This window comes from Microbispora bryophytorum (genome assembly GCF_006874465.1).
Lineage (GTDB): Bacteria > Actinomycetota > Actinomycetes > Streptosporangiales > Streptosporangiaceae > Microbispora > Microbispora bryophytorum.
Window position 1 is genome coordinate 216,452 of sequence record NZ_VIRL01000012.1, and the last position, 20,507, is coordinate 236,958.

Here is a 20,507-nt window from a genome sequence, read left to right on the forward strand (position 1 = left end):
TGTTCGGGCGGGGATCGGGGGACGGCGGGCGTAGCTCGCCGCAGGGGCGGCCGTCGTGCGGCGATCAGGGGCACCCCCTTGGGGAGAGCGGCGCTGATTTGTGGCAAATGAGGCCTATGTGACCTGCGGCTTCTCTATCTGGCCTAACCGAAAGGTGCCATTGGGCTTACCTCTCATGCCGCTTGCCGCTACTTGAGCACGTGGCGCGTTCCAACCGGCCACAGTGGCTGTGCGGCACTTCGAGAGAGGTAGCTTCCGTATGGCACGTGGCGGAACGGCTTCCCAGAACGGCATGCCACCCGGTGTGCGCCCGCTGACCGTGGGCGATCCGGTCGTCATCGGGCGCTACCTGCTGCTCGGCCGGCTGGGCAGCGGCGGAATGGGCGTGGTCTACCTGGCCGAGCACCCCGGCGGGGGGTACGTCGCGCTGAAGACGCCGCATCCGGTGCACCTGGGAGACCCCACTCTGCGGGTTCGCTTCGCCGAGGAGGTCGCGCTCTCCCGGCGCGTGGTGCCGTTCTGCACGGCCGCCGTCATCGAGGACGGCCTGGACGGCGAGCGGCCGTACCTCGTCAGCGAATACGTCCCCGGCCCCGCGCTCTCCCAGGTGGTGGCCGCCCGGGGGCCGCTCACCCCCGACCTCGCGTACGGCGTGGCCCTCGGCACGGCCGCCGCGCTCGTGGCCACCCACGAGGCCGGTCTCGTCCACCGGGACCTCAAGCCCGGCAACGTGCTGCTGTCGCCGCACGGGCCGTTCGTCATCGACTTCGGGATCGCCCGCGACCTCGACGTCGCGATGGCGCACACGCAGGCCGGGCAGATCATGGGCAGTCCGGGCTGGGTCTCCCCCGAGCGGCTTCGCGGCCACCACGCCATCCCCGCCTCGGACGTCTTCTCCTGGGGCTGCCTGGTCGCGTTCGCGGCGACCGGGCTGCATCCGTTCGGCGCCGGCGACCTCGACGTGCTCACCCGGCGCATCCTGGTCGAGGAGCCGCGGATCGACGCCGTGCCGAAGCCGCTGTGGGGCGGCGTGGCGGCGGCGCTGCGGCGCGAGCCTGCCGACCGTCCGGACGCGGCCTGGTTGCTCGCCTCCCTGCTCGCGGCGGGCGGGGTCCACGGGACCGCCGACCCCCGGCGGGCGGTCGCCGCCGTGCTCGACGAGATCTGGCAGCCCGTGCCTCATCCGTCGGGGATCACCGGCCGGGCCGCGCGGGGGCGGCGCACGCGGGGCAGGGACTCCCGGGAAGCGGCACAGAACCCGACACAGGGCGGATGGGCACAGGGTGGGTCGGCACAGGGCGGGTCCACACAGGGCAGGGTGGCGCGGCGCAGGGCGGCGCGCTCGCGGACGCAGGTGTCCCACGCGGGCTTCGCGGCGCTCGCCACCGTGACGATCGCGGCGGTGACGGTGGTGGCGGCGGGCGCCGGGTCGGCCCACATGAACAGCACGGCCGATCCGCCGCCCGCGCTGCCCGTGGTCATCCCCGGTGAGGACAGCGCCCTGCCGCCGGAGGACGTGCTCGGCACCGCCCGGCCGCCGGTGGTGCCCATCGTGGACGGCGCCCGGCCCAGGGTGACGGTGACGGCCACGCGGACGATGCCGCCGCCCGGGACGGTTCCCGGGCCGGCGACCGAAGACGGCGGGCGGACGACCTCGGCGCCCTCGCCCTCGGCGGCCGGAGCCACCCTGCGTCCGCCCGGCGGCGGGCACTGCGTCACCGGAGGGCCGAAAGACTGCGGTTCCTCTCGGCCCTCCCCACCGGCACACCCAGACCGGCCCGGCCGGCCCGGACGCGGCGGTCAGCCCGGACAGGGGGGCCGGCCCGGACGGGGCGGTCAGCCCGGTCAGCCGGGTCAGCCGGGGGGCCAGCCGGGGCAGACCCGCCCGCCGATTCCGCCGGTGATCAGCCAGGAGCCGCAGTGGGGCGACGGGGAGTCGCCCCCGCCGAGCCCGAGCCCGCCGCCGGAGAGCCAACCGCCCAGCGTGGTGGCCACCCCCGCGCCGTCCATACCCTGAAACGACGTCCCGGCCGGATGCCTCCATGCAGCATGCTGTGTGTCCATGGAAGCAGCTCTCGAACTCGACGACGTGACCGTCCGCGTGGTCGGCCGGACTCTGGTGACCGGCGCCGGCTGGCGGGTGGAGCACGGTCAGCACTGGGTGATCCTCGGCCCCAACGGCGCCGGCAAGACGACGATGCTCTCGGTGGCCGCGGCCGTACGGCACCCGAGCTCGGGGACGGCCACGGTGCTCGGGCGGCGGCTCGGCGCGGTCGACCTGCGGGAACTGCGCCGGAGCATCGGCCTGGTCGCGGCGAGCCAGCGGCTCGTGGACGAGTCGCTGCTGGAGGAGGAGGGCGCGACCGCGTTGACCGTCGTGCTCACCGGGCACACCGGGACGAGCGCGCCGCTGTGGGACCGGTACGGCGAGGAGGAGCGGGAGCGGGCGCACCGGCTGCTGGCCGACCTCGGCTGCAAGGACCTGGCCGACCGCAGGTTCCAGGTGTGCTCGCAGGGAGAGCGGGCCCGGGTCCGGGTGGCCAGGGCGCTGATGGCCGACCCGGCGATCCTGCTGTTCGACGAGCCGTTCGCGGGCCTCGACCTGCCGGCTCGGGAGGACCTGATCGAGGCGCTGGAGGACCTGGCCCGCACCCGCCAGGCGCTCACGACCGTGATGGTGACGCACCATCTGGAGGAGGTGCCGGCCACGACCACGCACGCCCTGCTGATGCGGGACACCCGCATCCTGACCGCCGGTCCCGTGGGAGAGGTGCTCACCGGGCCGAAGCTGTCCGAGTGCTTCGGCCGGAGGCTGCGCATCGACTCGCTGGACGGCCGGTGGTACGCCCGCGCGCAGCGCGTCTGACCGGCCGTCCGGGATGTCCGCTGTGGTTAGTTAGTGAGCCGCGGCGAACTGCGCCTCCTCCGTCGAGCCCTTCAGGGCCGTCGTGGAGGAGTCCGGCGAGATGGCCGTGCTGACCAGGTCGAAGTATCCGGTGCCGACCTCGCGCTGGTGGCGGGTGGCGGTGTAGCCGTGCTGCTCGGCGGCGAACTCGGCCTCCTGGAGCCCGACGTACGCCGGCATGCCCTCCTGGGCGTAGCCGCGGGCCAGGTCGAACATCGAGTAGTTCAGCGAGTGGAAGCCGGCCAGGGTGATGAACTGGAACTTGTACCCCATGTGGCCCAGCTCGCGCTGGAACTTCGCGATCGTCGCGTCGTCCAGGTGTTTCTTCCAGTTGAACGACGGCGAGCAGTTGTAGGCCAGCATCTGGTCGGGGTGCTCCCGCTTGATCGCCTCGGCGAACTGGCGGGCCACGTCGAGGTCGGGCGTGGAGGTCTCCATCCAGAGCAGGTCTGCGTACGGCGCGTAGGCGATGCCCCTGGCGACGCAGGCGTCGACGCCGTTGCGGATCCGGTAGAAGCCCTCGGCGGTGCGGTCGCCGGTGCAGAAGGCGCGGTCGCGCGGGTCGACGTCGCTGGTCAGGAGGGTCGCGGCCTGGGCGTCGGTCCGCGCGATGATCAGGGAGGCGACGCCCGCCACGTCGGCCGCGAGGCGGGCCGCGTTGAGGGTCTTGATGTGCTGGCCGGTGGGGATCAGCACCTTGCCGCCGAGGTGGCCGCACTTCTTCTCCGAGGCGAGCTGGTCCTCCCAGTGCACGCCCGCGGCGCCGGCCTCGATCATGGCCTTCATCAGCTCGAACGCGTTGAGCACGCCGCCGAAGCCGGCCTCGGCGTCGGCGACGATGGGCGCCGGCCAGTGCGGTGCGTCCTCGTCGCCCTCGGCCCAGCTGATCTGGTCGGCGCGCAGCAGCGCGTTGTTGATCCGGCGGACCACGGCGGGGACCGAGTTGGCCGGGTAGAGGCTCTGGTCGGGGTAGGTGTGACCGCTGAGGTTGGCGTCGGCGGCCACCTGCCAGCCGGACAGGTAGATGGCCTTGAGGCCCGCCCTCACCTGCTGGACCGCCTGGTTGCCGGTCAGCGCGCCCAGGGCGTGGACGTAGTCCTCCTGGTGCAGCAGGCTCCAGAGGCGCTCCGCGCCCAGCCGGGCCAGCGTGTGCTCCTCCTGCACCGAGCCGCGCAGGCGGACCACGTCTTCGGCCGTGTAGGTCCGCTCGACGTTCGTCCACCGCGGATTGGTGTCCCAGTCCTGCTGCAGCCGCTGGGCGGCTGCGGTGAGGCGATCCGACATCTCCGGTCACTCCCTTGTTGCGTACGTTGTCGTCACCTGGGGGCTTGCTTCGAGTTTGTGTCGATATCAAGACACTCACAAGGAGGCATCGGGCGAAAGAACGCCAAATATTCTTCCTCAGGTAAGACTCGCGGGTATTCGAAGGTGAAGAAACGCAGAGTTTCCGCTGTGGACTAGACCAATCCGACCGGTGTCGATCTCGCGCCGATGGAAGAAACGCCGATTTTCCGCGTAAGATCGGTCTATGACCTCCGTTCTGGGCGAAGAACCGCTGTCTTTGACGCACGAGCTCGATCTCCTGGCCTTCGGCCAGCGGCTCAAGCACCTGCGCAAGCAGCGCGGTCTCACGCTCTCCGACCTCGGCGATCGGGTCGGGCGTGCGCCCAGCCAGCTGTCGCTGCTGGAGAACGGCAAGCGCGAGCCCAAGCTCTCGCTGCTGAAGTCGCTGGCCGCGGCGCTGAACGTGCCGGTGGAGGAGCTGCTGCGCAGGCAGGCGCCGAACCGGCGAGCCCAGCTTGAGATCGCCCTGGAGGAGGCCCAGCGCGACCCGCTCTACGCGGGGCTCGGACTGAGCAGGCTGAAGGTCTCCTCACGGGTGCCCAACGACGTGCTCGAGCACATCCTCGGCCTGTTCGAGGAGCTCAAGGCCAGGGAGGCGAAGGGCACGGCCACGCCGGAGGAGGCGAGGGCGGCCAACGCCGAGCTGCGGCGCAGGCAGCGCGAGCTGGGCAACTACTTCGAGGAGATCGAGAAGGCCGCCGCCGAGGCCCTGACCGCCGTCGGCTACCGGACCGGCGCACTGTCGGAGAGCACCGTCCAGGCACTCGTGTCGCACTTCGGGTTCGCCGTGCACACCGCGCCCGACCTGCCGCGGTCGGCGCGGTCGGTGACCGACCTGCGCAACCGGCGCATCTACGTCAAACGCCAGCAGCTGGGCATGCACACGCCGCGTACCGTGCTGCTGCAGACCCTCGGGCACATCGCGCTCCAGCACCACAAGCCGCGCGACTTCGCCGACTTCCTGCGCCAGCGGGTGGAGGCCAACTACTTCGCCGCGGCCGTCCTCGTGCCCGAGGCGGCGGCCGCGCCGTACCTGCGGGAGGCCAAGCAGGACAAGGCGCTGTCGGTGGAGGACCTGCGCGACGTGTTCGCGGTGTCCTACGAGATGGCGGCGCACCGGTTCACCAACCTCGCGACCCGCCATCTCGACCTCGTCTGCCACTTCGTGCGCAACGACGCCGGAGGGATCATCTACAAGGCGTACGAGAACGACGGGATCGTCTTCCCCGCCGACGAGCAGGGGGCGATCGAGGGCCAGCGGATGTGCCGGCAGTGGTCGGGCCGCCAGGTGTTCCTCTCGCCCGACAGGTTCTCGCTGTACTACCAGTACTCCGACTCGCCCACCGGGACGTACTTCTGCATCGCCCACGTGGACCCGTCGCAGGAGAAGGACTTCGCGATCACGCTGGGCGTGCCGTACCGGGAGTCGCGGTGGTTCCGCGGGCGCGAGACCACCCACCGCACCAAGTCGAACTGCCCGAACGGCGAGTGCTGCCGCCGCCCGCCGGCCGAGCTCGCGCAGCGCTGGGAGGGCTACGCCTGGCCGTCGGCGCGCGCCAACTCCCACGTGCTCGCCGCGCTGCCGCCCGGGTCGTTCCCCGGTGTCGACGAGGCCGACGTGTACGCCTTCCTGGAGCGCCACGCCGCCCACGGCTGAGCCGCGCCGCCCCGATGCACGGCGTGGCGGGGTGCTCGCGCCGGGAGGGGATCGCGCTGATCGCCTCCTTCCGCCCGCCGCATAAGGTGATGCCAGTGAACGTGGCGGACAGGGGGAGGGCGGGCGTGCTGCCTGAGGTGGAGGCCTGGCTGAGTCGGCGTACCTCGTCGGCGGCCGACTGGCCGGCCCGCGCCCTGCTGTCCGCGAAGGGACGCGCCACCGTTTCGGTGGTGCTGCCCGCGAGGAACGAGGAGGAGACGGTTGGGGAGATCGTCTCCGCCGTGCGGCGCGACCTCGTCGAGGCGGTGCCGCTCGTGGACGAGCTGGTCGTGATCGACTCCCGGTCGTCGGACGGCACGGCGGAGCAGGCGTTACGCGCCGGAGCGAAGGTCTTCGCGCAGGACGAGATCCTGCCCGAGCTGCACGATCCGCGCTACGACGGCAAGGGCGAGGCGCTCTGGAAGTCCCTCGCGGTGACGACCGGCGACCTGGTGGTGTTCGTCGACGCCGACCTGCGCGAGTTCCGGACCTCGTTCGTGACCGGACTGCTGGGGCCCCTGCTGACCGACCCCGCGGTCGGGTACGTGAAGGCGTGCTACGACCGGCCCCTGCTCGGCGCGAGGGAACCGAACGCCGGGGGCAGGGTCACCGAACTGGTCGCCCGGCCGCTGCTCAACCTGCACTGGCCGCTGCTGGCCGGATTCGTGCAGCCGCTCGCGGGCGAGTACGCCGGCCGCCGCGCGGTCCTGGAACGCGTGCCGTTCGTCACCGGGTACGGCGTGGAGCTGGGGCTCCTCATCGACCTCCTGGACATGCTCGGGCTCGACGCGCTCGCCCAGGTCGACCTGGGCCGCCGGGTCCACTCCCACCAGTCCACGGAGGCGCTCGGCGGGATGGCCGGGCAGATCATGCACACTGCCTGGGCGCGGCTCGAGCGCCAGGACAAAATCGTTCCGTTGCACGAGCCGTCCACCCGGCTCGTCCAGTTCGAGCGGGGGCCCGCCGGGCACCGCCCGCTGACGCGGGACGTCGGGGTGGCCGAGCGCCCGCCGATGGCGACGGTCCCGCAGTACGCGTCCCGGCTGCGCTGATCGGCTCCTTCCGCCGTGCTGTTACCGTTGGTAACACCGAGAAGAGGAGAGCCCCCGATGACCTTCTGTCCCGAGTTGAGCGACGACCTTCGCGAGCTGCGCACCTGGGTCCACGAGTTCGCCCGCGACGTCGTCCGCCCGGCTGGGGTGGAGTGGGACGAGCGCGAGGAGACGCCCTGGCCGGTCATCCAGGAGGCCGCCAAGATCGGGCTGTACTCGCTGGACTTCTTCGCCCAGCAGTGGTTCGAGGAGTCGGGGCTCGGCCTGCCCGTGGCGTTCGAGGAGCTGTTCTGGGGGGACGCCGGGATCGGCCTGTCGATCGTGGGCACCGGCCTCGCCGCCGCCTCCATCGCCGCGAACGGCACCCCCGAACAGATGGGGGAGTGGCTGCCCCAGATGTTCGGCACCGCCGACGACGTCAAGCTCGGCGCGTTCTGCTCCTCGGAGCCCGACGCGGGCAGCGACGTCGGCGCGATCAGGACGCGGGCCGTCTACGACGAGGCGAAGGACGAATGGGTCCTCAACGGCGTGAAGACCTGGGTGACCAACGGCGGCATCGCCGACGTCCACATCGTCGTGGCCTCGGTCGACCCCACCCTGGGCACCCGGGGCCAGGCGTCCTTCGTCGTCCCGCCGGGTACGCGCGGCCTGTCCCAGGGGCAGAAGTTCAAAAAGCACGGCATCCGCGCCTCGCACACCGCCGAGGTCGTCCTTGACAACGTACGGGTGCCCGGCCGGTGCCTGGTGGGCGGCAAGGAGAAGCTGGACGAGCGGCTCGCCCGGGTGCGCGCCGGCGCGCGGTCCGGTGAGCAGGCCGCTATGCGGACCTTCGAGACCACCCGCCCACTCGTCGCCGCCATGGCCGTCGGCGTCGCCCGTGCGGGCTATGAGTACGCCCGGGACTACGCCCGGGAGCGCGAGCAGTTCGGCCGCAGGATCGGGGAGAACCAGGCCGTCGCGTTCCTGCTCGCCGACATGGCAACCCGGGTGGACGTCGCCCGGCTGATGACCTGGCGGGCGGCGTGGATGGCTCGGCACGGCCGCCGGTTCGAGCAGGCCGAAGGGTCGATGAGCAAGCTGGTCGCCAGCGAGACGGCCGTCTGGACGACCGAGCAGGCCATCCAGATCCTCGGCGGGGCGGGTTACACCCGCGAGCACCCGGTCGAGCGCTTCCACCGCGACGCGAAGATCTTCACCATCTTCGAGGGCACCAGCGAGATCCAGCGCCTCATCATCGGCCGCTCCGTCACCGGCCTCCCCGTCCGTTAGCCGAGGTTGCCGCGGGCTGAGGTCCCGGCGGGCCCAGCACTTCGATGAGGTGCGTACTCGGTCTCTACCGCCGGCTGCCGTTTCGGCCGCCGGCGGAGTCGCACGCTCCCGGCCCGCCTACGCGGCGGGACACCCAGGGTCATCCAGGCCGTTCGCGCCGCGGCGGCGCTCACGGGTCATCCACGCCTTGCCCTCCGCCGCGACACCCTCGAGGACATGCAGAGTGTGGCGCAGCCCGGCCGCATCCAGAGATACCTCGGAGACCTCTTCTGGATCCTCGGACTCTTGGTTCTCCTCGAGCTCCGGCCCGATCATCTGAGCGGTGATCTTCTGGCCGTCCATGAGGGAGAGCTCGAAGGTATGAGAGTTGTCGTCCGCCTGCCGCACGTGGACGGCCGTGACCGCCTCGAAGCGGTAGTTCAGCCGATTCCGGTCTTGAAAGGTGCCGTCCGCGAAGTGCAGCCTGGCGTTGCACTGCCGTACCCCGTCGGCGGTGATGAGGAAGATCTTCATCTCATACTTCCGGTATCGCCAGGGACCGCCCTGTATCCGCGCCCGGGTTGCGGAACCGTTCCGCGCCTCGATGAAGGCGTAAGCGACGACGTCGCTCATCTTGAGCCGATAGTGCCGCAGCGCCTCGTCCAGCAGCACTTTGCGATCGCAGTCCAGCCAGGCGGCCATCTCCCCGTCGTCGGGCTTGTCGGCAAGCCGCTTCTTCCATAGGTCGTAGGCCATATCGCACTCGGCCGACAGTTTCTTGAAGTCAGATATGTCGGCGTTGTGTCGGCGGCGTTCGAGGGCGATCTGCAGCCAGGCACTCCCAGCGATCCAGCCGGCCGCGACGGCCAGGACGACCGACGGAATCCCGGCAGGTCCGCCGGTCTGCAGCGCGCCGCTCACCGCCCAGGCTCCTCCGGCGGCAAGGGCCATCGCACCAAGCACCGCTGTCGCCATCGTGCGCCGGGGAGTGGCCAGTTCCCGACGGTAGCTCCACAGCCTGCCGTTGTCCCATCGGCGCGCCACTTCAGCGGCCCGGCGGCGAATCAGCCAGTTGAACGCGTCGACCTTGAAACCCATGTCGCGATAGGCGTCCGCCACCTCGTCCCGAATGCGCCTGCGGATACCGGCCGTCCACGTGAGCCACACCTCGCGGTCCATACCGTTCGGCATGTACTTGGCGAGGTAGTACGCGAGTTGGTGGTCGATTCTCCGCGCGAGGCGATCAGGGGGCGTGTCGGTGCTGGGGCGTGGTGCCGGCGCGTACGCCTCGTCCATCGCCTGACGGCGGCCGGAACGGAAGCGCCATTCCAGGCCCGCACGGGCGGCGAAACAACCCCCGATGATGCTCAGCAGGTAGGCGAGCAGAGCGGAGACCCGGCCACCCTGAACCAGCAGCAGGCCGATGTGCGCGGTTGCCGGGACGGACACCAGCGTCCCCGCCACCGCCCTGAGCCAGGTGGCACCGGGAACTGTCGGCTGTTCGGGCTGCCGTACCAGGGGAGCGGCCGGCTCCGGCTGGAAGAACTTCCAGACCCGGTCCTGGCGGCTACCGGCCTTCTGCTGCTTACAGGCGTCCCGCAGTGTGAGGTGCCACAGCTGGTCCTTGATCGACCCGTCGAGGAACAGCTCCATATGGCGCAGGATCATGATCCGCTGAGTCGGGCGGAGCTCGTCGAGCTCCATCATCAGACGGCGGACGTCCACGTCGGGTTTCTCCGCGGCGTCCAGAAGCCGGCGAATGGTCCGCACACCATCGGCCCAGGAGTCGTCGCCGCTGAGCGGGAGGAAGCGATCCGAGCCGCGGAGGCGGGCCGCCTCCTGGGCGGACAGTTCCCGGCGGGTCCTGCCGCTGACCATGGCGAGCGGCCAGTAGAAGCACACCTGGTTCGTCACGTAGCCGGATGCGACTGCCTCGTCGATGAGCCGCAGTCCTCGACCCGCCGCACCGCCCTCAAGGAAACGCACGCCGATCTCGAACTTCTTGTCTGCCGGCGAATCCGGGGCGACTGCGTAATAGTAGACATCGCCGTGCACGATGCCCTGCACGCCGACCTGAGCATCGTCGGAAGCGAAGTTCGCTGCGGTGTTGTCGGATGGCGTCATGACAGGGCCTGCGCGAGAGCAATGATGGCAGCCAGCTCCGTTGCCAACTCGCCGACATCGCTGATCAACCCGCGCAACTTCTTGAGCGCCAAGGTCAGCCTGCCCTTGCTCTGCGGCACCTTTGTCTGCAGAGCCTCCTCGGCCACGCCTAGCTCCGCCTGAGCCGCGGCGTAGGTGTCCTCGTCAAGGTGACCGTCGTCCCGCGCGCGCTTGAGCTGGGAGCGGAACCTGACGAGCGCCTCCGCCAGGTCGGTCGGCCGATCAGGCTCGAAGCCGAGCCGAATGCCGCCGTGGACGATGCCGGCCTGCACTCCCACGCGCGCATTGCCGCCTGCGATGTTGTACGTCACCTCGTGCCCACGCATGCCGGGCCCTCCCGCAGTCGTCTTCGTCGCCTGCCAGCCGCCGTCCTCGTCCTCAGTGGTGATCTCTTCGGCTAGCGCCGCCGCGAACGCCGCGGCATTGGCCACCGCCCGCTGCTGCCACTGATCGCGGTCCGTCACTTCCTTGGTCCCGTCGGCCCGGTCGCTGATGCCCCTGATGACGACCACGGGCATCGCGCCGTTCAAATGGCCGGCCTGGGCCACTCCAGCGCCTTCCATCTCGATAGCGAGAGCGTCGTTGTAGTTTTGCTGGATCCATCGGGCATATCCCGACACTTTGGAGTTCAGGACTACCTCACCGGCCGCGATCGGGCCGAAGTGCACATGTGGAAGGCGGCCAGCATCGGGGAGGCCGCGCGTCCACGAATCGGTGCGGCCGATGTGTCGTGCGATTTGATCGGCGGCATGTGAGGTTTCCCAAGCGCGGGGGCGGCTCTTAAGCCCGTCGTCCTCGCTCGTCCCTCCGTGGTAAGCGTAGATGCGGGTTGCAACAACGACGTCCCCGAGGGCGATGTGGGAGTGCAGGGCGCCCGCCACACCCACGAATAGCAGAGCGGCCGGAGCGAACTCGGCGATTGCGCGTTCGGCCAGTACGGCCGCCGACTGGTTCCCCGTCCCGACATGGGCCAGGGCCAGCCGGCAGTGGCTGTTGGAAAGGCGGCCGATCTCGAAACGGGTGCCGTGCTGATGACGGTGCAACTCCGGATCGAGCAGCCTCTTTCGGATCGCTTGATATTCCAGGTCTAGCGCGGTGAGGATCACGATCGGGCGGTCAGTCACTCTCCTACTCCTTTTCGCTCGGCGATTCGGTGGGCCGGACCATCGGCGGATAGAGGACTGTGCAGGGACCGGCCCGGAACAACCGGGCCGGTCGGCCAGTAGTGGCTTTGCGGGCTGTCCCGGCAGGGACGATGAACCCTTCGGTCTTCTGGACCTTGCGGTAGAAGTTCCTGGGGTCGAGTGGGATCCCCCAGACCGCCTCGTACACGTCTTGCAGATCGGTGATGGTGAATGTCGGTCCACAGAAGGCCGTGGCAAGGGAGGAGCGCTCAAGCTTGACGCGAGCGCGCTCTACACCATCCGTGATTATGCGCTGGTGGTCGAAGGCGAGCGTGAGGTCGCCGGAGAGCACTCGCTCAATGGGCTGCCATCCTGCGGCGGCTGCATCCGTTCCTGCGGTCGGCTCCGGTAGGCGGGGTGCGATGGCCAGGTACGCCACCGACACCACTCGGCCACGCGGGTCGCGACCCGGGTCTCCGTACACGCCCAGTTGTTCAAGGCTGAGGGTTTCGAGGTCGAGGTCGGCTTCCTCGGACAGCTCCCGGTGCGCCGCGACGGTGATGTCCTCCTCGGCGTGCTGAAGAAATCCACCGGGTAGCGCGAGGGCACCCCTATACGGCTCGATGCCGCGCTCGACGAGCAGCACGTGTAGGTGTGACTGGCGCAATGTCAGGATCACAAGGTCAACGGCGAGGAGCACGACGGGCGGCACCCATTGGTCCTGGGTCATGCGGCAGAGACTAGCTTCTTGTCAAGCTGACAAAAATAGCCGCGAGGTAAGACGTATCAACCGCGGAACGTGGCCGAGCCGGGCGCAGGTCAGGCATGAACATGCTTCGCTGAGCGACGAGGAAGTGCGCAGCCGGGTGCGCCGGAGGCGCGAGGTGTCCGCAGGCCGCCACTTGGTGGGCCACGCCTGATCGTCCTCCCCAGCTCGGGGCTGTAGCGTCAGGAGCCCGGCCCGGACGCCCTGCCGCTGAGCGGTCAGTGAGGTGTTTCGCCGGTCAGGAACTCGTTCAGGGCCGTGACGATGACCTCCCGGGACTCCGGGCGTGCGAGGGCGGCCGGCTGGAGCGACGGGTATTTCGCGTAGTCGGCGGCTTCGAGCTGGTCGCGGAGACGGGCCGATCCCGGTAGGGCGCCGAGCCTTTCGGCGAGGCGTGCCATCCGTTCTTCTGAGGCGCCGTGCTGGCGGATGGACCCGAAGTTGACGGCCATGACGGACTTGGCCGGGCTCGTGTAGATGCTCCATACGGAGGCGGTGTCCGAGCCGAGATTGAACCAGGCGGTCACCGACGGATACTCGCCATCACCGAAGTAGTACTCGTGGAAGGACGGGTGGCTCTCGGCGTGGCGATAGACGGCCAGTAGCGTCTCGCGAACGTCGGTGGGACAGTACTGCTCGACGGCCCGGAGGAAGCCGGGCTCGTCCCAGGTGCGCTTCATCCGGGAGCCGGTGGCCTGTCCTGTTACCGCTGTCGAAGGGGTGCCTCGCATCTCGCTCGGGCTGTCGGGACTCGGGACGGAAAGGGTGTCGCCGACGGCCAGTTGGATGGCGATGGCCATGGTTTCGAGCCAGTCGATCGTCGCCTCCGCTTCGTCGGCGGTGATCGGGGCCTTCTGCCCGGGGCGTACCGGATCGTGGTCGGCGGTGTGGGCGATGTTGTTCCTGCGCCAGGCGATATCCCGCAGCCTCGTCCGGACGCCGTCCGCGGTGATCGGATTCTTCACGTCCTGTCCGGTCAGGACCTGGGCGACCTTCACCCAGAGGTTCACCGTGCTGACGTGCGCGAACCCTTCCTTGATCTTTTCCGGGTTCTGGAAGGTCATGAAGGAGAAATGGCGCTCGAGATGCGCACGGAAGGCCTTGCCGAGGTCTTCGTTGCGGTGGTGGATGTCCTCGAACAACTCCACGGGGATGCTCAGGTTGGTGAACTTGTGGGGGCGGGGCTCTCCCGGGGTCAGCGCGAGGGTAACGGCCCGATCGACGATCTCGCGCGTGACCCAGTGGTCGAGGGCCGCCACGGCCTGAGTCCAGGCCGCGCGGTAGAGGTCGGTGACGTCGAAGGAGCCGACCCCGAGTCGTTCCAGGCTGCGGCCGCCGTCGACGAGCTGCCGGGCGTACTCGAGGTTCTGCTGGAACTGCTCGAACGCGGCAGGAGTCGGGTCGGGGGGAGGCGGAGGCTGGGGACCGCCCGTCGGCGGGAGGACGACACCGCCCTCGGCGAGGATCGTGCGGAAGCGATCGGCGGTGATGTGCCGCTGCGGGTCGGCGCGGCCGGCGTGGTCGAAGGTCAGGCCTTCCTTTTCGAGCACCTCACGCGGATCATCGGTCCGTTCCGGGTCCAGCCAGCGGAACTGGGGGGAGATCCGCCCTCCCGACTGCAGGACCCGATGAGCATGGTCCGTGTCGGCGCTCTCGGCCATGAAGCCTCCCACCGACTGCGGCGACATGCCGACCAGGGCCGCCAGGTCGCCGTACGTGGTCCAGTGGCCCGGTTCCAGACGCTCCAGGGCCTCCAGGACGACGTTCCAGCGGGGGTCGCTGTAGACACGACCCTGGGGCGGCAGCCTCCTCGCCCGGTACTGACGCGCCAGCTCGCGATACAGCTCGGTGCCTTCGAAGTCGTCGAGCGCGCGGACGCCGGCTTCGGTGATCGCCCAGCCGTTCCGTTTGGTCATCCAGCCGAGCGACGCGGCCTCTCCCGTGCGGAAGCCCAGTTGCGCCCACCACCGCGCCTGGCCGTGCGCGTTGAGCCCCCGGAGCTCCGAGGGGATCGTCACTCTGCTTTCGACTTCGTTGCGTACCTCTTCGGGCCGCAGCGGCCGTCCGGTCTCGCGCAGGAGCTCGAGCGTGGCGCGGAGAATGGGAGAGATCTTGTCGGCGTAGGCCATCGGGGGGATTCCTGCCTTTCGACTGTCGCCCCGGCAGGATAAACAAAGGCTCGGTGAAAGTCCCCCGTCTCACGCAACCCTCACCTCTCCGGACGGCGGGTGAAACAAGGGCGTACGGGTAGGAAGGGGGCCCGGGGCCGGGAACGTGGGGAAGCGGTCGATGACGACGGCGTTCATCCTGTGGGGAGGCGGCAGCTGGGAGCCGCGCAGGTCGGCATGCTCCGCGCGCTCACCGCTCACGGAATCCGCGCCGACATGGTGGTCGGCGCCTCCATCGGGGCGCTCAACGGCGCCTACTACGCCTCCCGCCCCGACGCCGCGGGCGTGGTGCCTTCCCGATCAATCCGGCCACGCTGGCCGCGGCCGCGCTCGGCCGCCGGAACTACCTGTTCGACAACTCGTCCCTGCGGCGGTTCCTCGACCGCATCCTGCCGATCCGGCGCCTGGAGAGACGCGGACGCCGTTGTCGGTGCTCACCGCGGATGTGCGGACGGGGCGGCCGGTGGTCCTGTCGCGGGGGCCCGCGGCTGCCGGCCCTGCTGGCCAGCGCGGTGATCCGGGCCCTGTATCCCACCGTGACGATCGGGGACCACGTGCTCATGGACGGCGGCGTCGCGGACCTGACCACCTTGGACTACGCGGTGGACGCGGGGGTCGACGAGGCGTACCTGCTGGCGCCCGGATTCTCCTGCCACCTGCCGGCCGCGCCGTCGACGGCGATCGCCATGGCCCTGCACGGCTACAACCTGCTCAGCGAGCAGCGCATCAGCACCTCGATCAGGCAGAACACGCGCCGGACCCGTCTGCACGTGCTGCCGCCGCTGTGCCCGGTCGAGGTGCTGCCCGCCGACTTCCGCGGTACGGCGGACATGATCGAGCGCGCGACCCTGTCGACCGTCCACTGGCTGGAGCGGCACGAGCCACATCCCGGGCTCGCCCGCCCGCTCGGGCCTTCGCACGACGATCACCACCGGCCGCGCCGGCCGGGTTGATTCGGTTGTGGCGACGTGCGCGTGGGGCCTTTCAGCACCTGACGACCCTCACCGCGCAGGCGATCCGGCGGCTGCGCCGCCGTGTGGCCGAGCCCTCTCAGGGCACGGTCCGCTGGCAGACGTGGGGCCTCGACGCCGAGCTTGCCCGTATGCGTGAGCGCGTCCGCGAGTGCCGGGAGTTCCGTCGATGGCCCGGCTGGGAGCCGCCGGCCGCCGACCGCGGCGCCGCCGTGGAACGGATCGGGGGCGCGCTGGTCTTCCGCGCCCCGCCGGCGCGCCTGCGCGAATGGGCCGTCGACGTCGCCGCGCTGGGCGACGACATGCGCCACGGTATGGACTACGCCTATCTGGAGGCGTCGAACAGCCCGCTGTGCTGGGGCGACGGCGAAGTGCAGATCTTCTCCGACTATCGGCGGCGGGTCGCCGTCGCCGGGATCTCCCGTCGCGAGGTCCTGGCAGATGTCCCCGAGGGATCGGCCCCCGCCGACGTCCACCCGCGGATCTGGCATCACAACGGCACGGTCCGCGCCCGAGGCAGGGTGAACACGGCCACCGGATGAACCCGGCATGGCCCTCGGCTTCTCGTCGCGGCCTGCCGTCAAGGGGAGCAGGTGGCCGGACTCGCGGCACGGGTTGCGCCGACCTGCGAACCGCCCCCCGCCTGGGCAAGTACGATCGATCCGTGACCGAAATGACCGAAACGACGCCAGGCTGGCTCGCTCCCGACGAGATCGAGTCGATGCGGGGCCGGATGCCGATCCTGTACGTGGACGCCGTGCCGGTGCGCGTGGACGACGCGGGCACCGTGACCCGCGTCGGCCTGCTGCTGCGGATCGGCGCCGACGGCAACGTGAGCCGGGCGTTGGTGTCCGGGCGGGTGTTCTACCACGAGCGCATCCGCGACGCGCTCCTGCGCCATCTGGAGAAGGACCTCGGGCCGGTGGCGCTGCCGAACGTGCCCGTCTCGCCGACGCCGTTCACCGTGGCGGAGTACTTCCCCACGCCGGGGGTCACACCGTTCCACGATCCCCGCCAGCACGCGGTCTCCCTGGCGTACATCGTCCCGGTGCGCGGGGACTGCCGGCCCCGGCAGGACGCGCTGGACCTGGAGTGGTTCACGCCCGAGGAGGCGGCCTCCCCGGTCGTTCAGCAGGAGATGACCGGAGGCCAGGGCGTGCTGCTCAAGCAGGCGCTCGCCTACGTCGGCCGCCTGACCTGATCCGGGGTCACTTCTTCGCGAAGGCCGGGCCGAGCGCCCGCGCCAGTCGGTCCAGCCAGTCGCAGGGGTTCCCGGTGACCTGGGGATACTCGGCGCGGAACTCGTCCCAGTCCACCTCGAGAGAACGGATCGTCTCCGGGCCGAAGTCACCGGCCTCGCGCTCCCCGAGCGCGTCGCGCAGAACCTCGTGCACGAGATCGCGGGGGAGCGTTACGCGCTCGGCGAGCAGGACGGCGTCGTAGAGGTCCTTGCCCTGCGGCCAGATGTCGGAGGCCAGCCAGAGCAGCTTCCATGCCAGGGACAGCTCCGGGGAGGCGGCGAGGATCGGCGTGGGCTCGCCCCCGCCGGCGCGCGGGATCAGGGCGACCTCCGGCGGGACGGGCAGGCGCTCGTTGAAGGTGAAGTCGAGTTGGACGGTCCCCGGCGGAAGGTCGCCGGCCCGCCAGGTGAACACGAGCCGCCGCCCGGGGACGCGGTCGTAGGTCCAGATCTCGTCCGCCGCGATGTCGCCCGGGTCGAAGGTCACCGCGCCGTCGGCCGGTCCGGCCACGGCGGCGGTGATGACGCCCTTGAACATCGCGGCGGTGAGCGGGCTGACCATGTCCACGGTGGGCGGGACGACGACCCAGTCGAGGTCGCCCGGTTCACGCGCCTCCTCGCCGACCCACGCCTCGAGCAGCAGGCTGCCGCGCAGCACGAGGTTCTCGTGCCACGGGGACTCGGCGACGATCCGGACGAGATGATCGATCGCCTGGCGGCGGGCCTGCCGCCACCGGCGCCCGGCCTCTGGGTCGTCGAAAATCGGTTCGCCGGCCCGGAACGCACGGTCGAACTGCTTCAGCGCCGGGTCGAAAATCGGCGGCTGGCGGATGCCCGGCCGGTTCGCGACCGGCAGGTAGGTCTCCGGAAAGCCCGGCGTCCCGCAAGGTGGGACGGTGACTCCCTCGGGGAGGGAAACATACGGGAACCGCTCCCAGCTCGACGTCATCTCTCCTCGATCCAGCCGTGGTCGGCATCCGGGTTGTCGTCGTGGACGACGTACTCTCGCTCGGCTTCCAGTACGGCGTAGCCGTGCCGCTCCAGGTCGGCGAGCAGTCCCTCGAATCGGCGGCCCGCCGTGGCCAGCCCGACACCCCGGCATCGCTGCGTGACGAAACGCTCGTGTGAACCGTCGTCGCGCCGTCGGCGGGCGTTCCGCGACACGTGCGCGCCGTGGACCAGGGCGAGCTCGGTGAGGGGCGCCGGGTCTCCCCGGAGGACGACCTTGACGTGATGTTCGAAGTAGCGGTCCGGCATCGCCGCGGCGGCCTCGGCGGTCGGGGGGACGTCCTCGTTCCAAGGAGCCGCCTCGATCTTGACCCGGACCACGCGAAACCCCTCGTCCCGCAACCGCGCCACGTGCGTCGCGGCGGCCGTCCTCTGTGCGCTGAGCGTGCCCGCACCCCGGACGGTGAGCATCGGCTGGGAGCGGACCGTCCCACGATCGAGCACGATGTGGGTGAACTTGGCGTCGTTCTCCCGCGCCCAGGCGGCGAGTGGCGCGACGTCGTCGGCGGCCACCGTCAGGTGGATGTCGAAGACGCCCCTGAACTCCGGGCCGCTCACCGGTGGCGTGGCGCTTCCCGGCGCATCCCCGGTGCTGGGGGAACGTGGCATGACGACGACCATAATCGAGCGCGCGGGCGTACGGCATCGGGATTATCCCGGCCGCACGGCCGCCCGCCTCACCGCAAAAGAACTGGGAACCGAGCGCGTCGCCCAATGCCAGGCCGTACAGGGATGCGGTCGCGCGCGTGACGGGATCGGACGCCATCGCCGCCCGGTCTGGCACAGGCCGGGAGACGGCGCCTTGCTCAGGCGGCGCCGACGACGGCGGCGAGGGCGGGCGGCAGCGGATAGGGCCGTTCGGCGGGCGGCGCCGAGGCGCCCGCCCGGACCGCGCCGAGTGTGTCCGTGATGTCGGTGATGGAGACGATCCACTGGTCGACGTAGCGGTCGACGGCCTCGCGCGACAGGCCGATCTGGATCGACCGGTACGGCAGCGGGTTCAGGTGGGCGTCACGCTCGGGATCCCACTGGATCCGGACGGGGCTGCCGCGGAGCCGGGCGGCCCACGAGGCGTGGTCGTCGCCGGTACCGGGATGACTGGGACAGGAACGGGCGAGCGCCCATTCGATGCCGTCGCGGGTGATCTCCACGGCGAGCACGCGGGTCTGGCCGGGCTTGGTGGCCCAGCCGCTGCGGTACATCATCCAGTGGAACGACGGCTTGATCCAGGTCATCCGCTCCCGTTTGAACGGCGGCACGAACCGTTGCGCCGCGACGGCTCTGCCGGCGATGGCCGGATCGTAGGCCTGGTAGACGGTGACCGCCTCCTCGGTGTAGGCGGCACGGATCTGCCTATAGGGAACGTTCATGCCGCCGAGTGTCCCCACGGCGTGTCGGAGCGGGCAACCGGTTATCGCCGGTGCCCGGCGATGGTTATCGCCGGTGCCGAGGGCGCACCGCCATCCGCGCGCCGCCGCCGAAGGAGGCGGCGGCGCGACGAGCGGTCGTTCAGTGCCGTGAGGTCAGCACTCGCGAGAGCACCTCGTGGACGTAGGTGTTGGGGTGCTTGCCCGTGAAGAGGGTGGACAGGGGCCCCTGGGCGGTGACCGGCACGTCCGCGCCGGTGTGTTCGGTGGTGGTCCAGTCCATGACGAACTTGAGGTTGCTGCCGTGGACCGGGAACGGACCGTCCTCGGTCGACAGGTCGCTGCCGCTCTCGTCGCTGTCGATAGGGTCTTCCACGGTCAGACCGCCGCAGTCGTGGTCACCCGTGACGACGAGAAGCGTGTCGGGATGCGCGGCCACGTACGACCTGGCGACCTTGACGGCCTTCTCCAGAGACTTCATGGCCTGGAGCACGCGCGCGCCGTTGTTCTCGTGCGCGAACTCGTCGACGCCCTCTTCTTCGACGAAGAGGAAGAAGCCCTTCTTGTTCGTGCTGAGGGTGTCCAGAGCCTTCTGGGTCATGGTGGCCAGGTCCACGGCCGGAGAGTAGACGTCACCCTGGCCTTCGGGCCGCTGCTGGAACATCTCCTCGTTGCTGAACAGGCCCAGCAGCTTCCCCCGCTTCGCGTGGGCGAGCTCCTTGGCGCTGGAGACGTACTGGTAGCCGGAGCGCTTGGCCCGGTCGATCAGGTTGCCCTTGGTCCCCTTGCTGGCCTCGCTGGGGTCCTCGGCGGGCTTGTCCGGCCACGCGCCGGGCGTGCCCGCGGGGAGCCACCAGTCCTCGCCACCGCCGAGGATGACGTCCGGCTTGCTGACCGCCAGGTACTGCCGCGCGATCTCGTCCTGAGCGGCGCGGTCGGCGGTCTGGGAGAACCACGCGGCAGGGCTGGCGTCGGTCACCTGAGATGTAGTGACGAGGCCGGTGGACTTGCCCGCCGCCTTGGCCTGCCGGCCCAGGATCGGCAGCGGCTTGCCCTTGACGTCCACGCTGATGGCGCCGTTGTAGGTCTTGGTTCCCGTCGCCCAGGCGGTGGCCGCGGCGGCGGAGTCGGTGATGGCCGTCTTGGGATCGTGCGGACTGGTGCTCAGCTGCCCGGAGACCGGGAGCTTGTCCATGGTGAGCTGTCCGTCGAGACCAGCCAGGGACAGCCTCGCGGCTTCACGATGCGCCGCGGACATGCCGTCACCGTTGATGAAGATCACACTGCGTGCCCGTCCGGCGCCGTGGTCGGAGGTCGCGGCGTTCGCGGACAGGACAGGAGTGAGAACCGTGCTGACGACCACGGTCGTGGCCACGGTCGTCGCAGGAACAAGCAGCCGCAGCAGACGCTTGCGGGAGGAACCCATTAAAACCCCCAAGTGGGTATCTGTTTGCA

General features: G+C 70.2%; 18 protein-coding genes. 9 read left to right on the forward strand and 9 right to left on the reverse strand.

From position 1 onward, the window contains the following. Nucleotides 1-259: 259 nt before the first annotated feature. A complete protein-coding gene (locus FLX07_RS21925) occupies nucleotides 260-2,017 on the forward strand; it encodes a serine/threonine-protein kinase (protein WP_142572828.1) in 1,758 nt (585 codons plus the stop codon). A 45-nt stretch (nucleotides 2,018-2,062) separates the two neighbouring features. Further along, nucleotides 2,063-2,866: an ABC transporter ATP-binding protein gene (locus FLX07_RS21930; protein ID WP_142572830.1), complete on the forward strand. Its 804-nt coding sequence runs from the start codon at nucleotides 2,063-2,065 to the stop codon at nucleotides 2,864-2,866. A gap of 30 nt (nucleotides 2,867-2,896) precedes the next feature. Here the strand turns inward: FLX07_RS21930 and aceA are convergent, their stop codons facing one another. Beyond that, on the reverse strand, nucleotides 2,897-4,189 hold the full coding sequence (gene aceA / locus FLX07_RS21935; protein WP_142572832.1) for an isocitrate lyase: 1,293 nt from the start codon (nucleotides 4,187-4,189) through the stop codon (nucleotides 2,897-2,899). A 244-nt stretch (nucleotides 4,190-4,433) separates the two neighbouring features. Between aceA and FLX07_RS21940 the strand changes: the two genes are divergently transcribed. The 3 genes from FLX07_RS21940 to FLX07_RS21950 all read left to right on the forward strand — a co-directional run bounded on the left by FLX07_RS21940 (nucleotide 4,434) and on the right by FLX07_RS21950 (nucleotide 8,266). After that, complete coding sequence (locus tag FLX07_RS21940; protein WP_373292594.1) at nucleotides 4,434-5,906, forward strand: helix-turn-helix domain-containing protein; 1,473 nt, start codon at nucleotides 4,434-4,436, stop codon at nucleotides 5,904-5,906. A 125-nt stretch (nucleotides 5,907-6,031) separates the two neighbouring features. Beyond that, nucleotides 6,032-6,997 (forward strand): glucosyl-3-phosphoglycerate synthase, encoded by a 966-nt coding sequence (locus FLX07_RS21945; protein WP_189105041.1) that lies wholly within the window; start codon nucleotides 6,032-6,034, stop codon nucleotides 6,995-6,997. Nucleotides 6,998-7,054: 57 nt separating this feature from the next. Continuing rightward, nucleotides 7,055-8,266 carry an acyl-CoA dehydrogenase family protein gene (locus FLX07_RS21950; RefSeq protein WP_142572836.1) on the forward strand — a complete coding sequence of 404 codons (1,212 nt, stop codon included), beginning with the start codon at nucleotides 7,055-7,057 and terminating at the stop codon, nucleotides 8,264-8,266. Nucleotides 8,267-8,383: 117 nt separating this feature from the next. Here FLX07_RS21950 and FLX07_RS21955 read toward each other — a convergent pair whose 3' ends face one another. From FLX07_RS21955 to FLX07_RS21970, 4 genes are all read right to left on the reverse strand, one after another. Next, a complete protein-coding gene (locus FLX07_RS21955) occupies nucleotides 8,384-10,369 on the reverse strand; it encodes a hypothetical protein (RefSeq protein WP_142572838.1) in 1,986 nt (661 codons plus the stop codon). Next, a complete protein-coding gene (locus tag FLX07_RS21960) occupies nucleotides 10,366-11,532 on the reverse strand; it encodes a 5'-methylthioadenosine/S-adenosylhomocysteine nucleosidase (protein ID WP_142572840.1) in 1,167 nt (388 codons plus the stop codon). The genes FLX07_RS21955 and FLX07_RS21960 overlap by 4 nt, the downstream gene beginning before the upstream one ends. A gap of 4 nt (nucleotides 11,533-11,536) precedes the next feature. Then, nucleotides 11,537-12,262 carry an NUDIX hydrolase gene (locus FLX07_RS21965; protein WP_142572842.1) on the reverse strand — a complete coding sequence of 242 codons (726 nt, stop codon included), beginning with the start codon at nucleotides 12,260-12,262 and terminating at the stop codon, nucleotides 11,537-11,539. Nucleotides 12,263-12,516: 254 nt separating this feature from the next. Continuing rightward, a complete protein-coding gene (locus FLX07_RS21970) occupies nucleotides 12,517-14,427 on the reverse strand; it encodes an MGMT family protein (protein WP_142572844.1) in 1,911 nt (636 codons plus the stop codon). A gap of 216 nt (nucleotides 14,428-14,643) precedes the next feature. Between FLX07_RS21970 and FLX07_RS38880 the strand changes: the two genes are divergently transcribed. From FLX07_RS38880 to FLX07_RS21990, 4 genes are all read left to right on the forward strand, one after another. Beyond that, nucleotides 14,644-14,982 (forward strand): patatin-like phospholipase family protein, encoded by a 339-nt coding sequence (locus FLX07_RS38880; RefSeq protein ID WP_167748352.1) that lies wholly within the window; start codon nucleotides 14,644-14,646, stop codon nucleotides 14,980-14,982. 20 nt (nucleotides 14,983-15,002) lie between these two features. Next, entirely contained in the window at nucleotides 15,003-15,419 is a 417-nt protein-coding gene (locus tag FLX07_RS21980; protein WP_142572848.1) for a hypothetical protein, read from the forward strand. A 5-nt stretch (nucleotides 15,420-15,424) separates the two neighbouring features. Then, a complete protein-coding gene (locus FLX07_RS21985) occupies nucleotides 15,425-15,979 on the forward strand; it encodes a hypothetical protein (RefSeq protein WP_142572850.1) in 555 nt (184 codons plus the stop codon). A gap of 122 nt (nucleotides 15,980-16,101) precedes the next feature. Further along, a complete protein-coding gene (locus FLX07_RS21990) occupies nucleotides 16,102-16,638 on the forward strand; it encodes an NUDIX hydrolase family protein (RefSeq protein ID WP_244311165.1) in 537 nt (178 codons plus the stop codon). Nucleotides 16,639-16,645: 7 nt separating this feature from the next. Here FLX07_RS21990 and FLX07_RS21995 read toward each other — a convergent pair whose 3' ends face one another. The 4 genes from FLX07_RS21995 to FLX07_RS22010 all read right to left on the reverse strand — a co-directional run bounded on the left by FLX07_RS21995 (nucleotide 16,646) and on the right by FLX07_RS22010 (nucleotide 20,478). After that, complete coding sequence (locus FLX07_RS21995; RefSeq protein ID WP_142572852.1) at nucleotides 16,646-17,626, reverse strand: nucleotidyl transferase AbiEii/AbiGii toxin family protein; 981 nt, start codon at nucleotides 17,624-17,626, stop codon at nucleotides 16,646-16,648. Then, nucleotides 17,623-18,294: a hypothetical protein gene (locus FLX07_RS22000; RefSeq protein ID WP_208762318.1), complete on the reverse strand. Its 672-nt coding sequence runs from the start codon at nucleotides 18,292-18,294 to the stop codon at nucleotides 17,623-17,625. The genes FLX07_RS21995 and FLX07_RS22000 overlap by 4 nt, the downstream gene beginning before the upstream one ends. Before the next feature lie 197 nt (nucleotides 18,295-18,491). Then, nucleotides 18,492-19,055 (reverse strand): DUF4291 domain-containing protein, encoded by a 564-nt coding sequence (locus FLX07_RS22005; protein ID WP_142572854.1) that lies wholly within the window; start codon nucleotides 19,053-19,055, stop codon nucleotides 18,492-18,494. Nucleotides 19,056-19,194: 139 nt separating this feature from the next. Continuing rightward, nucleotides 19,195-20,478: an alkaline phosphatase gene (locus tag FLX07_RS22010; protein WP_142572855.1), complete on the reverse strand. Its 1,284-nt coding sequence runs from the start codon at nucleotides 20,476-20,478 to the stop codon at nucleotides 19,195-19,197. Nucleotides 20,479-20,507 lie beyond the last annotated feature (29 nt).

Excerpts from the sequence above, each read along its gene's own strand:
- FLX07_RS21925 (WP_142572828.1), top strand. The coding sequence starts at position 260 with ATGGCACGTGGCGGAACGGCTTCCCAGAACGGCATGCCACCCGGTGTG.
- FLX07_RS21930 (WP_142572830.1), top strand. The coding sequence starts at position 2,063 with ATGGAAGCAGCTCTCGAACTCGACGACGTGACCGTCCGCGTGGTCGGC.
- aceA (WP_142572832.1), bottom strand. The coding sequence starts at position 4,189 with ATGTCGGATCGCCTCACCGCAGCCGCCCAGCGGCTGCAGCAGGACTGG.
- FLX07_RS21940 (WP_373292594.1), top strand. The coding sequence starts at position 4,434 with ATGACCTCCGTTCTGGGCGAAGAACCGCTGTCTTTGACGCACGAGCTC.
- FLX07_RS21950 (WP_142572836.1), top strand. The coding sequence starts at position 7,055 with ATGACCTTCTGTCCCGAGTTGAGCGACGACCTTCGCGAGCTGCGCACC.
- FLX07_RS21955 (WP_142572838.1), bottom strand. The coding sequence starts at position 10,369 with ATGACGCCATCCGACAACACCGCAGCGAACTTCGCTTCCGACGATGCT.
- FLX07_RS21965 (WP_142572842.1), bottom strand. The coding sequence starts at position 12,262 with ATGACCCAGGACCAATGGGTGCCGCCCGTCGTGCTCCTCGCCGTTGAC.
- FLX07_RS21970 (WP_142572844.1), bottom strand. The coding sequence starts at position 14,427 with ATGGCCTACGCCGACAAGATCTCTCCCATTCTCCGCGCCACGCTCGAG.
- FLX07_RS38880 (WP_167748352.1), top strand. The coding sequence starts at position 14,644 with ATGCTCCGCGCGCTCACCGCTCACGGAATCCGCGCCGACATGGTGGTC.
- FLX07_RS21995 (WP_142572852.1), bottom strand. The coding sequence starts at position 17,626 with ATGACGTCGAGCTGGGAGCGGTTCCCGTATGTTTCCCTCCCCGAGGGA.
- FLX07_RS22000 (WP_208762318.1), bottom strand. The coding sequence starts at position 18,294 with ATGCCACGTTCCCCCAGCACCGGGGATGCGCCGGGAAGCGCCACGCCA.
- FLX07_RS22005 (WP_142572854.1), bottom strand. The coding sequence starts at position 19,055 with ATGAACGTTCCCTATAGGCAGATCCGTGCCGCCTACACCGAGGAGGCG.
- FLX07_RS22010 (WP_142572855.1), bottom strand. The coding sequence starts at position 20,478 with ATGGGTTCCTCCCGCAAGCGTCTGCTGCGGCTGCTTGTTCCTGCGACG.